Here is a 15526-nt window from a genome sequence, read left to right as displayed (position 1 = left end):
GTTATCCGGACTTCATTACCTTGAAAGACCAATTGAAAAATCTTATTGAAAGCACTTTAGCTTCACTGATTTCAAAACAAAGCCTTCCCGCAGACATTTCAACTGCTGTTGTTCAGTTAGAGCGAACTAAAGATCGCAGTCACGGAGATTTCGCCAGCAATATTGCCATGGTCCTGGCAAAACCGGCCAAAATGAATCCACGGCAAATTGCTTCACTGATTGTTGATGCGCTTCCTCAACATGAAATGATTGAAAAGGTAGAAATCGCGGGTCCGGGATTTATTAACTTCACGTTATCTTCCAGTGCCAGACAACAAGTGGTTGCTGAGGTATTGAAAAATGCGGGACAGTTTGGTCTGAGCCAATTTGGGCAAGGGCAAAAAATTCAAGTGGAATTTGTTTCCGCCAATCCGACAGGACCATTACATGTAGGTCATGGTCGTGGTGCCGCTTATGGTTCTGTGGTCAGCAGCTTACTCAAAGCCGTAGGGTTTGATGTACATCGCGAATATTATGTCAATGATGCTGGCAGACAGATGGATATTTTGGCGACCAGTGTCTGGTTACGCTATCTGGAAAAATGTGGCGAACAATTTACGTTCCCGAGTAATGGTTACCGCGGTGAATACGTATTTGAAATTGCTGAAACGTTAAAGCAGCAACATGGTGATGCATTAAGACATCCAGCTTTGACTGTATTTGAAAATGTTCCCGCTGATGAACCTCAAGGTGGTGATAAAGAGCTTCATATTGATGGTTTGACTCAGCAAGCCAAAAAACTACTGGGTGCTGATCTATACCGTCAATTGTTTGATTTGGGTTTAAATGCCATTTTGAACGATATTCGTAATGATTTAGCCGAGTTTGGTGCTGAATACGACGAATGGTTTTCAGAGCGTTCGCTGGTTGAATCCGGTGTTGTAGATGAAGCGATTGAATTGCTCAAATCAGCTGATATGCTCTATCAGAAAGAAGGTGCATGGTGGTTTAAATCTACTGATTTTGGTGATGAAAAGGACCGGGTAGTTGTTAGGGATAATGGCCAGGCAACCTATTTTGCTTCAGATGTCGCCTACCATTTAAATAAATTTCAACGTGGTTTTGAACAAATTATCGATATCTGGGGCGCCGATCATCATGGCTATATTCCCCGTGTCAAAGCGGCAATGGCGGCATTAAATCAGGATGTCGAAAAACTGAAAGTTTTGCTGGTGCAGTTTGCTGTTTTATATCGCGGAAAAGAAAAAGTAGGTATGTCCACTCGCAGTGGTGAATTTGTCACTTTGCGTGAATTACGTGATGAGGTGGGGAAGGATGCAGCACGTTTCTTTTATGTGCTTCGTGGTGCCGATCAGCATATGGACTTTGATTTGGAGCTGGCGAAATCACAAAGTAATGATAACCCGGTATATTATGTTCAATACGCCCACGCTCGGGTTTGCAGTGTGTTCCGGCAGCTGGCTGAAAGACAATTAAACTGGGATGAAAAGATTGGTTTGCAGAACCTGTCGTTGTTAACAGAAGATCACGAACAAGCGCTGTTTACCATGTTGTCTCGTTATCCTGAGGTGGTTGAACTGGCTGCCATAACCTACACACCACATTTACTGGCGCATTTTTTGATGGATCTGGCACGTGATTTCCACACTTACTACAATGCACATCAGTTTATGACTGATGATATCAATCTCAGTCAGGCACGTTTAACGTTAATTACGGCTGTCAGACAGGTGATTGCTAATGGTCTTGGCTTAATGGGCGTTTCAGCGCCACAAACGATGTAAGAGGTTTTTTGTGGCAGCCAGAAGAAATACCCGTAAACAACCTCCAAAACAAGGTGGCAGCATGCCTTGGGGACCAATGTTAATCAGTTTTGCAGTTGGCGCATTTGTGATGTTCCTATTACATTTGAAAGAAAATGTGCCGGCCGATCAGCAACAGGCAAAAACCACACAACAAGAGCAAAAAAAATCGGGAGTGGAACCGACTTTTGATTTTTATACACTATTACCTGAAACGGAAGTGGTGGTGGAAAAACCTAAAACTATCGCCAATCAACCTCAAAAACCGATAGTATCTTCTCCACCGGAAGAAACGGCACAAGCACCGGAGCCGATAAATCAGAGTTCACAACAAGCTGCTGCAGAGCCGCCAGCGAATACCGTGAGTTATATGATTCAGGTGGGGTCATTTAAAAAGCTTGAAGATGCTGATGGATTTCGAGCTCGATTAGCCTTTTTGGGTATTGAATCGAAAGTGCAAACCGTCACAATTGATAATACTGACACATGGCATCGGGTTCAGGTTGGGCCAGTAGCAGGTCGTGATAAAGCGGATGCATTACAAAAACAGTTACGTGACAACAATATTGATTCACTCTTATTGCGAGCAAAACACGGTTAACCAAATTCAATATTGCAGCTAAACGTCCCTCTGGACTTGAAGCAGGTCATAAAGGCCCCAGTTTATTTACATAAGAACTATCGAGGACAGCGATATGACAGAAAACAGCACGGCAACTCTTTGGCATGAAGTTGCCAGCCCCTTTTGTGGCATAGCGTCCGATGATCTGACGATAGAGGTCAACGGTAATACGGTTAAAGTGCTGGAAAATGGCGATGCAGTAACTCAACCGGGGTTTGAAACGCCCATCACTGATATTCAACCTCGTATTAATGGCCAGGAAGTCACACTGGATCAGGCAATTTCACATATTGCTGATTTGCTGATTCATAGTAAACAGCCCTTAATTGCCGGTATGGGAACAGACTTGAATGGTGCCCGTTCTGCCATGGCGCTGGCAGATAAAACGGGTGCCACCATTGATAGTTTTTATTCTCCCGCAGCTTTCCGCAACATTCTGGTATTACAAGATACCGGTTATATGACAACTACCCTGACCGAAGTCAGAAACCGGGTGGATGTTTTACTGATTGTGGGTACGGATGTCGAAGCTACTTTTCCACGCTTTTTTGAACGGATGGTCTGGAACAAGGAGAGTATGTTTGGCCAGGAGATTGAGTCACGTGAAATCATCTATTTAGGCAAGAAACCCAGTGGAGATGCCTCCACTTCTCCGGCGGGTAAAAAGGCGCAGGTTATCCCATGTGATAATGCAGACTTGCCTGAAGTGATCTCTGTATTACGTGCATTACTAAAAGGGAAAAATATTCAGGCTGAGGTGGTTGCTGGCGTTGCTGTCGAAGATTTAAAAGCATTGGCCGATAAGTTAAAAGCTGCAAAATATTCAGTCGTGAGCTGGTCAGCCGGCCAACTGGATTTTGATCATGCTGAAGCGACGATTCAAAACGTCTGTGAAATGATTAAAGAGATTAATGCCACAACCCGCAGTAATGGTTTGCCATTGGGTGGCAAGGAAGGTGATACCACAGTGAATGCAGTTGCTTCCTGGCAAAGTGGCTACCCGATGCGTACTACCTTTAACCGTCGTTTTCCTGATTATGATCCATTTTTGAATGATAGTCGCCGCATGCTTGCAGAAGGTGAAGCAGATGTTGTTATCTGGGTCTCCAGTTTTAACACTGCTGTGACTCCTCCTAACTCTTCTGCAACAACCATAGTACTTGGACGAAGTGGCATGCAGTTTGAAACGGAGCCAGATGTGTACATTCCGGTTGGTGTGCCAGGCATTGATCATGAAGGTCGGACATTCAGAACTGACAGTGTGGTTTCAGTACCGTTAAGAAAATTACGTGACAGCGGCTTACCCAGCGTGTTTGAAGTACTCAGTGCGGTCGAACAGGCCCTGTAAACGGAGATAAATATGCTTTTAAAATTAACAGGCGGACGTATTTTTGACCCAGCACATGACCAAAATGATGTGGTGCGGGATATTTATATTCGTGATGGTCGAATTGTTGAAAAACCCATAGATGGCCGCATCGATGAAGAAATCGATGTCAGCGGTAAAGTGATTATGGCTGGTGCTATAGATATGCATACGCATATCGGTGGTGGTAAGGTCAATATTGCTCGCACCATGTTGCCGGAAGACCATGCTGAAGCAGTATACGAACGCACAGAGATGTTACGTTCTTGTACAGGACATGCTGCGCCCAGTACTTTAACCACGGGTTATCGTTACGCTGAGATGGGATATACCGCCGGTTTTGAGCCCGCTGTATTACCGATTAATGCCCGGCAGGCACATATGGAAATGCATGACACACCAATCATCGATAAGGGTGGTTATGTGATGCTCGGCAGTGATGACTTTCTGCTGCGAATGATGGCTGCCAACTCGGATCAGGAAGCGATTAATAACTATGTCGCCTGGACCATTAATCATGCTCAGGCGGTGGGCTTGAAAGTGGTTAATCCCGGCGGTATCAGCGCGTTCAAATTCAATCAGCGTAAGCTGGATTTGGACGAAAAAAATGATTTTTATGGTGTCACGCCACGCGATATTTTGCATAGATTATCTCGTGCTGTGCAGGAAATCGGTGTGCCACATCCTTTGCATGTACATGGTTGTAATCTGGGGGTGCCAGGTAATATGCAGACCACATTGGATACCATTCAGGGTGCTGAAGGTGTGCCGATGCATCTGACGCATATTCAGTTTCACAGCTATGGTACCGAAGGCGATTTCAAATTTTCATCCGGCGCGGCTGAAATTGCTGAAGCGATTAACAAACACAAAAACATTACCGTTGATGTTGGGCAGATCCTGTTCGGCCAGACAGTAACCGCTTCTGGCGACAATATGCGTCAGTTCGCTGGAGCACCGCATGCACATCCAAACAAATGGGTCTGTATGGATATCGAATGTGAAGCGGGTTGTGGTGTAGTACCGTTCAAATACAAAGACCAAAGTTATGTGAATGCATTGCAATGGATGATCGGCTTGGAAACCTTCCTGATGGTTGATGATCCATGGCGTATATTCCTGACAACGGATCATCCGAATGGGGCGCCGTTTACCAGCTATCCGCATTTGATTAAGTTATTGATGGATAAGACTTTCCGTAACGATATGCTGTCTACTTTGCATCCTGAAGCACAGAAAGCAACCCATCTTGCATCATTGGATCGCGAATACTCGTTATATGAGATTGCCATTATGACCAGAGCAGGTGCAGCCAAACTGGTCGGACTGGCGGATCGTGGCCATTTGGGGGTTGGTGCTGCAGCCGATATTACGGTGTATACCGATAACAGTGATCGTGAAAAAATGTTTGAGAAGCCGGATTATGTCTTTAAAGACGGTGAAATGGTGGTGCGTCAGGGGCAGGTCATCAAAATTACCTGGGGTACCACCCATGTGGTTAAACCGGAATACGATGTCAGCATTGAAAAACCGCTGCAGCAATATTTTGATAAATTCCATACCTTGAAAATGAGTAACTTCAAAATCAGTAACGATGAAATCGTCGACGATGGTCGTGGTAGCTTAACAATACAGCCGCTGCACAAGGGAGGCAGACTATGATCATCAATGGCGTCAGCATTGATAAAACCTTTGCCGAGGCCTTTCCGATGAAAGGTACGCGCATCATCATTACTGCCCAGAATCTTGAATGGGCAATGCACTCAGCTACTGCATTTACCGGCTTTGCTACTTCGGTGATTGCCTGTGGTTGTGAAGCCGCGATTGAGCGGACTCTGGACCCGTCTGAAACTCCTGATGGCCGTCCTGGTGTCGCCTGTCTGATATTTGCCATGGGGGGGAAAGGACTGGCAAAACAAGTTGAAACCCGTGCTGGTCAGTGTGTACTTACTTCTCCAACATCTGCATTATTTTCAGGTATTGAAGGTGATGATGGTAATGAAATCGCCTTAGGCAAGAATCTACGTTTCTTTGGTGATGGTTATCAGATATCGAAAATGATTGATGGTAAACGTTACTGGCGGATACCGGTCATGGATGGTGAGTTTCTCACGCAGGAAAATACTGGAGTGGTTTCCTCTGTTGGTGGAGGTAATTTCTTGATTTTGGCCGAATCCCAACCTCAGGCTCTGGCAGCGTGTGAAGCCGCTGTAAAAGCCATGAAACAACTGCCCAATATCATCATGCCATTCCCCGGCGGGGTGGTGCGTAGTGGTTCAAAAGTTGGCTCCAAGTACAAAGCACTGAATGCCTCAACGAATGACGCGTTCTGCCCAACCTTGAAAGGCCAGACTAAATCCGAGCTATCACCGGAAGTCGAATCAGTTATGGAAATCGTTATTGACGGTTTGAGCAAAGAAGATATCGATAAAGCGATGCGTGTCGGTATTCAAGCTGCTTGCGAGCTGGGTGCTGAAAATGGTATTCGTCGAATCAGCGCCGGTAATTATGGTGGCAAACTGGGCCCATTCCACTTTCATCTGCAGGAGATCATGGCATGAGTGCGCTGACTCTCAAACTTAAAACAGATTTGGCACAGCGTGTCGATTGCTCACCGTTAACACCGGATAAACTGGCAGGCAAAGATATTACGGATATTGCTACGATGGAATTGGTCAGTGGCCGGGTAACATTGCCGGTAGCCGAACTGTTTGATATCAGTGGTGATGATGTCAATGACATTCGTTTTGAAAACAGCTCAGCAAAACTCGACCATATTGGTCATGCCATGAGTCAGGGGACTATTACCATTCAAGGCGACGCCGGTGCATATCTGGGTCAGTTTATGACGGGTGGAAGTATTAACATCACCGGTAATACATTTATTTATACCGGCTGTGAAATGAAAGGTGGTCAAATCAAAATCAATGGTAATGCCGGTGATTTTGTGGGTGCCGCCCGCAGTGGTTATAAAAACGGCATGACTGGCGGTACAATTATTGTGACCGGTAATACCGGAGCACGTACTGGCGATCACATGCGTCGCGGTATGATTTTGATTGAAGGCAATGCGGGCGAATACTGCGGTTCACGGATGATTTCCGGCACTATTGCAGTCTTGGGCGATGTCGGTAAACATCTGGGTTATGCGATGAAACGAGGTACGTTGTTACTGACTAAAATGCCGCAGCATGGCATTACTGCTAACTTTAATGATTGTGGCTCACATACACTGGCATTTTTACCGTTAATGTTTGCTTCATTCAAAAAGCTGGATAGTCAATTTGCCCAAATAGAGGGTTTCTCACGTGTCCGGCGCTATGCTGGGGATGTAGGCGGAATTGGTATGGGTGAAATTCTCGTTAAAATCTAATGGGTTTTATCAGGGGATTAGCTTCGTTAATCCCCTTAGTTTCTTAATTTTAAGCTGTCTTGGCATTTTTCTGTCTACTGGTTTACTCTCTTGTTATTCGTTTTCGATCACCTGTTCAATTCAAAACCTCGCTTAAGAGAGAAATTGCATGTCGGATATAGGCAAATCGGTTAACCAGTATATCGTGGAGGAGCAAAGAGCTCATCCCAGCTCGACCGGTGATTTAACGGGATTGCTTGGCGATATTGTCAGTGCCTGCAAAAAAATTTCTCACTTGGTTAGTCGAAGTAACATTATTGGCCTTGGCGGTTATGCTGACAGTGATAATGTGCAGGGTGAAACGCAGAAAAAGCTGGATATCATTACTAATGATGTAATGGTTGACCATTTAAAATGGACTGGTCATGTTGCTGCCATGGCGTCAGAAGAAATCGAAGAAATTATTCAAATCCCCAGTAAATTTCCCAAGGGTAAATATTTGGTCTGTTTTGATCCTCTGGATGGCTCATCAAATATAGATATTAATTTATCGGTAGGCACTATTTTCTCCATTTTACGTTGTCCAAATGATTGTAAAAACCCCACGCTAAAAGACTTTATGCAACAAGGAACAGAGCAGGTCTGTGCTGGTTTTACTGTCTACGGTCCTGCAACTATGTTGATTTTAACCACAGGAAATGGGGTGAATGGCTTTACTTTAGACAATGATGTCGGCGAGTTTATTTTGACCCACCCGAATATGCGTATTCCCAAGGATACTGCTGAGTTTGCGATTAACATGTCTAATCAGCGATTTTGGGAACCACCGATTCAACGATACATTGAAGAATGTATAAAAGGAACGGAAGGCGATCGGGAGAAGAACTTCAATATGCGCTGGGTGGCGTCGATGGTGGCTGAAGTTTATCGTGTGCTTACCCGGGGTGGCATTTTTATGTATCCAATAGACTCTAAAATCGCCAAACAAGGTGGCAAGTTACGTTTGATGTATGAAGCTAACCCAATGAGTTTTATTGTTGAGCAGGCTGGCGGTATGAGTTCAACCGGAACAGAGCGCATTCTGGAGATCCAGCCAGAGAGTATCCATCAACGTGTTCCGGTCATACTGGGGTCCAAAAACGAAGTCGACAGAGTGGTTCGTTATCATCAGGAAGCTTAATTTTCTGGGGAGAAAGCGGTTCATTTTGCTGAAATCAAGCCGTTTTAGGATGTTAATTTTTCTCATCATTAACGCTAAGGAGACTCCATGTTGCTGAAAAAAGCTCTATGTCTCGCAATTACTGGTCTTTCGTTCACTGTTGCTGCTGAAAATATTGATTATCAGGTAAATGGTGATACCTACCAGGGTTTTTATGTTACCCCGGCAGAAAAAGCTCCCCTGGTATTATTGATTCATGATTGGGATGGATTAACGGATTACGAAATCAAGCGAGCCAAAATGCTGGCCGAAGAAGGTTACGCCGTGTTCGCCGCGGATCTTTTTGGTAAAGGTATTCGGCCTACGCAAGACAACGATAAAAAACAGCATACCGGTGAGTTATATCAGGATCGACGGAAAATGCGGTTACTGATAAATGCGGCGCTTGATAAAGCCGTTGAGCTGGGTGCCAACCCTCATAAAGTTGTGGTGATAGGATATTGTTTTGGTGGAGCAGCAGTACTTGAAATGGCACGGTCAGGAAAGGATTTACAAGGTTTTGTAAGTTTTCATGGTGGTTTAACCACGCCGCCAGGACAGGATTACGCCAACGCAAAAGCAGAAATCCTGATATTACATGGTGCGGCCGATAAAGCGATCAGCATGCAGGATTTTGCCAAACTCAGTACAGAACTGGAAATCCATCAAGTACCAAATGAGATGATAGCCTATGGTGGAGCAGACCATGCTTTTACGGTATTTGGTATTGATCGTTATCATGCTGAAGCTGATAAAAAATCCTGGCAGCGTTTATTGGATTTCCTGAATAAAAAATTGCAGGCATCTTGAATATAGGTAAACCACTGAGCCTAAGAATTAAATGACCTGCACAATTTTTACACTGCCTATACAAGGTTGTCGTGAAGAATTCAGTTTATAGAATCGATTTGTGGCATGATCTGAAGCTGCAAATGAGTAAAAACCTAACTCACTTAACGTTTACTGGAGTGCTGAATGCCTGCGTTGTTTATCGTGTTATTTATCGTTACGTTTTTTCCGATGATATTGGCATTTATCGGCGGATATTTACGCTATAAACACGTTGATATTTTTGATAATCGTCATCCCAGAAATCAACAAGCAGAGCTAACCGGGGTAGCGGCAAGAGTGTTGGCAGCCCAGAAAAATGCCTGGGAGGCGTTGATCTTTTATTCTGCTGTGACCTTGCTGGCTTTTTATTCCAGTGTAAATCTGCGGGATCTCAGTGAGGCGGCTATTCTGTTTCTGGCCTGTCGGGTTTTGCATCCCATTTTTTATGCTTTGGACTTAGCCGTTTTCCGTACTCTGATTTTTATGGTTGGCTGGTTAAGCTGTGTTTACATTGCTATAAGAGCTTTTACCGCAGTTTAATGAGACAAGGCATTACTCAAAAATAGCGGTGAAAGACAACGACTCTCAGATTAACGGGATTTATACTGGGTGGGGCAATAAGCGCGGGATACCATGGGGTCACGTAACGATTGATGTTTGGTTTTTCTGCCAGAGACACGTTGGCGCCATAAACGAAAAGATCCGGGTTTCATTTCTCGTTGCATTAATTTAATGACCTGATTTTCTGATAAGCCATATAAGCTGAGAATGGCCTCGAAAGGGGTGCGATCCTCCCAAGCCATTTCTATGATTCGGGAAATATCCGCTAAACTCAAAGTCTCATGCATTCGCTGATTCTCAGTCATAAAACTCTACAATAACCAAAGGTATGTGAAAAATGCGTCTAGTGAAAATCCTGCTTCTCACTGCACTTTTATTTGGTTGTACCGGCACGCCGAAAGGGGTCGAACCGGTGAGCGGCTTTGAGCTGAATCGTTATCTTGGGAAATGGTACGAAATCGCCCGTCTCGATCATTCTTTTGAACGAGGCTTAACTGCGGTAACCGCGGATTACCGTGTTCGAGACGATGATCTGGTCCAGGTCATCAACCGTGGTTATAACGCGGAAAAAGCACAATGGGAAGAAGCTGAAGGCAAAGCCAAGTTTGTCGATAGCCCAGATACCGCGCATTTAAAAGTATCCTTTTTTGGCCCCTTTTATGGCAGCTATATTGTATTTGGTCTTGATAAACAGGATTATCAATATGCATTTATCGCGGGCCCTAACCATGATTATCTCTGGTTATTGGCCCGTACGCCGCAAGTAAGTGACGAAGTCATTGCCCGTTTTATTCAGGAAGCATCACAACGTGGTTTTAACACTGACGAATTAATTTTTGTAGATCAACTTCCTGTTTCAGATAGCTGAGATGGCTTAGAGTTTGATCGTCTCTCGGTCCATGACAGTATGGTGACCAGCAAGCTTGGCAGGAAAGTCAGTGTAATTAACGTCGAAACCGCAATGCCAACCAGCACCACAATACCTACCCCTCGATATAACTCGGTACCGGCACCGGGAATAAACACTAAAGGCGCCAAACCGAAAATGGTTGTTAATGTGGCCATTAATATCGGACGTAGTCGAGTGGCGACCGCTTGATTCACAGCTGTATGAACGGATATAGCCTTGTCTGCCAGATTACGTCGGGCCTGCTCAACAATCAGGATTGGATTGTTCACCACGGTTCCCAGTAGGATGACAAAACCAAGCATGGTTATCATATCGAACGGTTGAATAATCGCCGGAAGACCAATCATATTCAATAAGCTTCCCGACGCATTGACGCCGACCAATCCCACAATCCCTCCAGCAATACCAAGTGGTACGGTGGTTAAGATAATCAGTGGGTAACCCCAGTGCGAGAAAATGGCGACTAACACTAAATAAATTAATATCACCGCAACCAGCAGATTTTCTGACAGTGATTCCCGGGTTGCATCCAGCTGATCGGAAGCACCGGAAATGGAAATATTAATGCCTTTAGCCACTTCGCCTTCGGCTTGCATTGCCGGGATCATCTCATTACGAACTTTATTCACGGCGGTCTCTAACGCGACATCACGGGGTGGAATGATCAGCAATGTTACGGTTCGACGACTGTCGACACGTCTAAGTGTCGCGCTATCAACAGTTTCTTCCAAATCTGCCAAAGCATTCAAAGGAATCACATCACCATTTGGAGTCAGGACGGGCAAACCCGCTAGGCCTGAAAGGTTTTGTTGCTGACCAGCATTACTGAATAAAAACATATCGACCTTATCATCGGCAATAAAAAATTCGTCGACAAATGCGCCGTCACTTAAGGCTGCCACGGCATAGCCAAAATCATCGGCAGTAAATCCTGTTTCCGTTAAACGTGACCAACGTGGGCGAATTTCAATTAAGGGTTGATCCAGTGACAACGAACCCGGTATGGAATCAATTTGCGGATTATCGAAAAGTTTTTCGGCACGCTTAAGGGCAAACTCAGCAGTGCTGTAGAGGTTTTCCATATCTGGACCGGCTATGTCCAGACTGACCGCCCGTGTGCCACCCTGATCACTGGAAATAATCGAACCACGGCCGGAAAAGGCGCGCATACCAGGATAACTTTCAAATAAGTCAGTCAACGCACGCATCATCAACTCAATATCTTGTGTTCTGGTGGGCTCACTGAGAACCCGCAGCCCCGTCGGTGTGGTCCGAATAAAATAATAGGCTAATGAGGGGATAGGCGCTTCACCACGATCAAATAATGTAGGGTCAGCACCTTTGGCTTCACTAAGAACTTCAATTACTTCCTCACTGATACGAAGCATTTCTGAAAGGTTATACCCGGGTGGTGGAATCATGCTGGTGAAAGCTTTTGGCTCTTCACCTTCAGGCAAGTATTCCGCAGCAGGCATCAGATACCAGGCGGCAACCAGAGTCGAAAACACGGTAATAGTCATGGTAAGAAGACGTCGGATCGGTCCTTTGGTGAGCCAATTTACGCTATGCAGAATAACGCCTCGCTTGTGTAATGCTTCATGGGATCCAACATTTTTACCCAGACCAAATCGCGCACATGCAGCAGGAACGACGGCTACAGCAAATAGCATGGAAGCCAGAATCGCTACTGAAATCGCAATAGCGATATCCGAGTAGAGCTGTCCTGCTTCCTCTTGAACAAATAACACGGGTGCAAAAACCAGAATAGTCGTCATGCTAGAGGCTAAGACTGCTGTCCAGACTTCACGCACGCCGATAATGGCTGCTTCAATTCGATCCAGACCGCGCCGTCGGGCTTGTTCAATACTTTCCAGTACCACAATAGTGTTATCCACGGTCATGCCAATCGCAAAGGCGATACCGGCCAGTGAGATGACATTTATCGTGCGGTCAAATACCAATAACCCCAAAAAGGCAGCAATAATACAGACGGGCATACCCATCAAACCGATTAATGTGCCACGCAGGCTACGCAAGAATAAAAACAGAATGATGGTCGCCAGCAATGCACCCAGCAGCAGGTTTTGAGATACATTCTGAATGGAGGACTCTACATAGCGGACATCATCCCCGATAAGAACCAGATCCAAACCATTTGGATGCAGTAAATCCCGTCGCATTTCTTCAACGACTTGCATCATGGCGTATTTGATATCGATAACATTTGAGCCCGGTTCGCGTTTAACCGCCATCGTCAGACCGCGTTCATCATTCACCACTGCCACTTCACGCACTTCGTAGTGATCGAGCTGAATCGTGGCGACATCTTTCAAGTAAATATCTGTGCCGTTGCGATGGGCTAAAATAAGATTTTCGAGTTCCTGTTTATTTTCAAAGCGACCAATCGTTCTCAGTAAGTAACGCTTTTTTCCATCATCCAAATCACCAGCAGAAGTATCGCTATTACGCACTCTGATGGCATCGCGAACCTGAGTCAGGCTCAAGCCGCGCTGGGCAAGCTTGGCGGGATCAATAAAGATCTGCATTTGCCGTTCAGCGCCGCCGCGAAGTTGTACTTCAGAAACCCCCGGTACACGTTCCATTTGAGTACGAACATTGTCATCAATGAAATCGGTGATCATGTCGATATCAAGATCCAACGGGTTGCCCGCTAACGGCGATATCGCAAAATACATAAACGCATTTTCTGAAAAAGAACTGCTGCGAATACTCGGTTGATCGACATTTTCTGGATAGCTGGGAACCTGACTTAACGCATTGGCTACTTCTATCAGCGTTTCATTAATCTCAACACCAAACGGAAAGTCCAGTTCAACGTATGACACACCTGTTTCGGCAAACGATTCCATCCGTCGCAAATTTGGAATATTACGTAAATAGCGTTCTTGTTCGATAAGGATTTCTTTTTCAATATCCTGGGGTGTTGCACCGGGCCATTCAGTGACTACACTGATTGTCCGCACGTCCAGATCGGGAATCATTTGCACAGGGATTAAACGCGCAGCGGCGATACCCAGTACACAAACAATCAGAACGATGACGGTAAGCAATTTTCCGTTGCGGATAGGTGCTTCTAACATGGGAGATTAATTCCTTTTTGTATCGTCGTTGTTTATCTCGACTTCATCGTTATCCTGTAACACCTCGTTGCCACGAATGACCACCAGGTCGTCTGCTGTTAAGCCCTGGGTGATAATGATGCCTTCAGAACTTTCACTTCCCACCGTGACACTGCGACGTTGGGCTTTATTCTGATCATCGACAATAAACACACTGCGTCCACCATCAGGATGTCTCAATACGGCATCACGGGGGATACGATAGCCTTTGTCTTGTTCACCAGTGATATAAATAACGGCACTGGCTGAAGTTCCAGGTAAAAGATTCACATCTTCGGCATCAACAAGAATACGGACCAGAAAAGATCGGGCTTGAGCATCGCTCACCGGCACCAGAGCGGTAATTTTTCCGGAAAGTTTTCGTGAAGGCAGGGCATCAGGAAGAATTTCAACGCGGCTTTCAGTAGTAATTTCTGCAAAGCGTTCCTGTGGCACATTCACATCCAGCCTGACCGGATCGAGTGCAACAAGTTCAAGTACTTGATCACCCCGGTTTACCCATTCACCTGCTTCAGTCATTTTTGCGCTGATAACGCCACTGAAAGGGGCCGGCAATTCATGGCGTCTGAGCTGTTCTGCCGCAGTATTTTGCATGGCTCTGGCAGCAGCCAGTGCAGCCTGGCTCAAGGCAAAGTTAGATTCACGATTGGCGAGTTCGGTAGCAGAAATATAATTATCCCCGCGTAGACGTTTGGCTTCCTTTACCAGGCGTTCTGCCTCATTAGCGCTGGCTTGGGCTTCACTGGTAGCAGCTTTGGCCTGTTCCAGTTGTTGTGTAGCGATGGCCGGATCCTGTCTCAGTAATATGTCGCCTTGTTTAACCCGGTAGCCGGCATCAACCAGAACTTCTTTGACCAAACCATCCACACGGGGTGAAAGCAGAGCCCGACGCTCTGCGGTTAAAGAGCCGGATAGCGTTAGTGTTTCTGTGGACTCTGCTACGATTGGTTTGCTGACACTAACGGGAGTCGCTGCCAGACAGGCTTGATTGAACAAAAAAAAGACCAAACTGCCCGCGAGCAGCTTATTTAAGAAAAATGATTTCAACATGTTGATTCGCATGGTTAGTGAATGCAGTTAATGAACATTACTTTTATTGGATAGTTCCTGAAACGGGAATGTTAAACTGGCCTTATTTCATCACAAGTCTTATTCCGGTATGCCAGAATAGTAACAGACATCAACTAAGACGCTGAACAGGACCAGAACAGACATGACATTGAAAGCTGTTTTCCAAAAGTGGACAGAAAGATATTTTTCTGACGAAGAGGCTGTCATTTTACTGATAGTGTTGTTTCTCGGTTTTGCTGTCATCATTTGGCTTGGTGGTATGTTGGCGCCTTTTTTTACCGCCCTGGTCATCGCCTTTTTATTGCAAGGCGTCGTCAATATGCTCACAAGAAGGCATATCCCGGAAATGATTGCTGTTGCCATTGTGTTTATCGGATTTGTAAGTTTGATGCTGGCGCTGGCTTTCTTGCTGATGCCATTATTATGGAATCAGCTGGTCAATCTGGTACTTGAAACGCCCAGGATGCTATCCAGTGGACAAAAATGGTTAGATGAGCTTCAGGCGCAGTATCCAACCTTGATTACGCCCGATGAAATTCAAAACTGGATTTCCATGGTTGCCAGAGAGCTGAGTATGTATGGTCAGCGTGCATTGACGTTGTCTTTATCCTCCCTGGGAAATGTGATTGGATTGATTGTTTATTTGGTTTTAGTGCCGATTTTAGTTTTTTTT

The 15526-nt window shown here is 45.3% G+C and carries 14 protein-coding genes; 11 read left to right on the top strand and 3 right to left on the bottom strand.

The features are described 5' to 3' along the window. Positions 1-20 precede the first annotated feature (20 nt). The 9 genes from argS to LGT40_RS03850 all read left to right on the top strand — a co-directional run bounded on the left by argS (position 21) and on the right by LGT40_RS03850 (position 9711). Entirely contained in the window at positions 21-1784 is a 1764-nt protein-coding gene (argS, locus tag LGT40_RS03890) for an arginine--tRNA ligase (protein ID WP_226075819.1), read from the top strand. A gap of 10 nt (positions 1785-1794) precedes the next feature. After that, the gene (locus tag LGT40_RS03885; protein ID WP_226075816.1) at positions 1795-2403 is read left to right on the top strand and encodes an SPOR domain-containing protein; all 609 of its coding nucleotides are present in this window, start codon (positions 1795-1797) and stop codon (positions 2401-2403) included. A 94-nt stretch (positions 2404-2497) separates the two neighbouring features. Then, positions 2498-3772 (top strand): formylmethanofuran dehydrogenase subunit B, encoded by a 1275-nt coding sequence (locus LGT40_RS03880; protein WP_226075813.1) that lies wholly within the window; start codon positions 2498-2500, stop codon positions 3770-3772. Between the two features lie 12 nt (positions 3773-3784). Beyond that, on the top strand, positions 3785-5452 hold the full coding sequence (locus LGT40_RS03875) for a formylmethanofuran dehydrogenase subunit A (protein WP_226075810.1): 1668 nt from the start codon (positions 3785-3787) through the stop codon (positions 5450-5452). Then, the gene (gene fhcD / locus LGT40_RS03870) at positions 5449-6351 is read left to right on the top strand and encodes a formylmethanofuran--tetrahydromethanopterin N-formyltransferase (RefSeq protein WP_226075807.1); all 903 of its coding nucleotides are present in this window, start codon (positions 5449-5451) and stop codon (positions 6349-6351) included. Before LGT40_RS03875 ends, fhcD begins: the two co-directional genes overlap by 4 nt. Then, complete coding sequence (locus LGT40_RS03865) at positions 6348-7163, top strand: formylmethanofuran dehydrogenase subunit C (RefSeq protein ID WP_226075804.1); 816 nt, start codon at positions 6348-6350, stop codon at positions 7161-7163. The genes fhcD and LGT40_RS03865 overlap by 4 nt, the downstream gene beginning before the upstream one ends. A 148-nt stretch (positions 7164-7311) precedes the next feature. Next, entirely contained in the window at positions 7312-8322 is a 1011-nt protein-coding gene (locus LGT40_RS03860) for a class 1 fructose-bisphosphatase (protein WP_226075801.1), read from the top strand. A gap of 87 nt (positions 8323-8409) precedes the next feature. Then, the gene (locus tag LGT40_RS03855; RefSeq protein WP_226075798.1) at positions 8410-9150 is read left to right on the top strand and encodes a dienelactone hydrolase family protein; all 741 of its coding nucleotides are present in this window, start codon (positions 8410-8412) and stop codon (positions 9148-9150) included. A 165-nt stretch (positions 9151-9315) separates the two neighbouring features. Further along, entirely contained in the window at positions 9316-9711 is a 396-nt protein-coding gene (locus tag LGT40_RS03850; protein WP_226075796.1) for an MAPEG family protein, read from the top strand. Positions 9712-9761: 50 nt separating this feature from the next. Here the strand turns inward: LGT40_RS03850 and LGT40_RS03845 are convergent, their stop codons facing one another. Next, complete coding sequence (locus LGT40_RS03845; RefSeq protein ID WP_226075793.1) at positions 9762-10037, bottom strand: TIGR03643 family protein; 276 nt, start codon at positions 10035-10037, stop codon at positions 9762-9764. Between the two features lie 32 nt (positions 10038-10069). Between LGT40_RS03845 and LGT40_RS03840 the strand changes: the two genes are divergently transcribed. After that, entirely contained in the window at positions 10070-10600 is a 531-nt protein-coding gene (locus LGT40_RS03840) for a lipocalin family protein (protein ID WP_226075785.1), read from the top strand. Here the strand turns inward: LGT40_RS03840 and LGT40_RS03835 are convergent. Both LGT40_RS03835 and LGT40_RS03830 read right to left on the bottom strand, forming a co-directional pair. Continuing rightward, a complete protein-coding gene (locus LGT40_RS03835) occupies positions 10576-13743 on the bottom strand; it encodes an efflux RND transporter permease subunit (RefSeq protein WP_226075784.1) in 3168 nt (1055 codons plus the stop codon). The genes LGT40_RS03840 and LGT40_RS03835 overlap by 25 nt on opposite strands. Positions 13744-13749: 6 nt before the next feature. Continuing rightward, positions 13750-14832: an efflux RND transporter periplasmic adaptor subunit gene (locus tag LGT40_RS03830; RefSeq protein ID WP_226075782.1), complete on the bottom strand. Its 1083-nt coding sequence runs from the start codon at positions 14830-14832 to the stop codon at positions 13750-13752. Positions 14833-14995: 163 nt separating this feature from the next. On the opposite strand from LGT40_RS03830, the gene LGT40_RS03825 reads away from it, so the two are divergent. Then, on the top strand, positions 14996-15526 hold a 531-nt coding region (locus LGT40_RS03825; RefSeq protein ID WP_226343161.1), incomplete at its 3' end, for an AI-2E family transporter.

This window comes from Methylophaga pinxianii, from assembly GCF_020447225.1.
GTDB lineage: Bacteria > Pseudomonadota > Gammaproteobacteria > Nitrosococcales > Methylophagaceae > Methylophaga > Methylophaga pinxianii.
The sequence above is the reverse complement of the archived record's forward strand: the minus strand, read 5'-3'. Positions and strand labels throughout refer to the sequence as shown.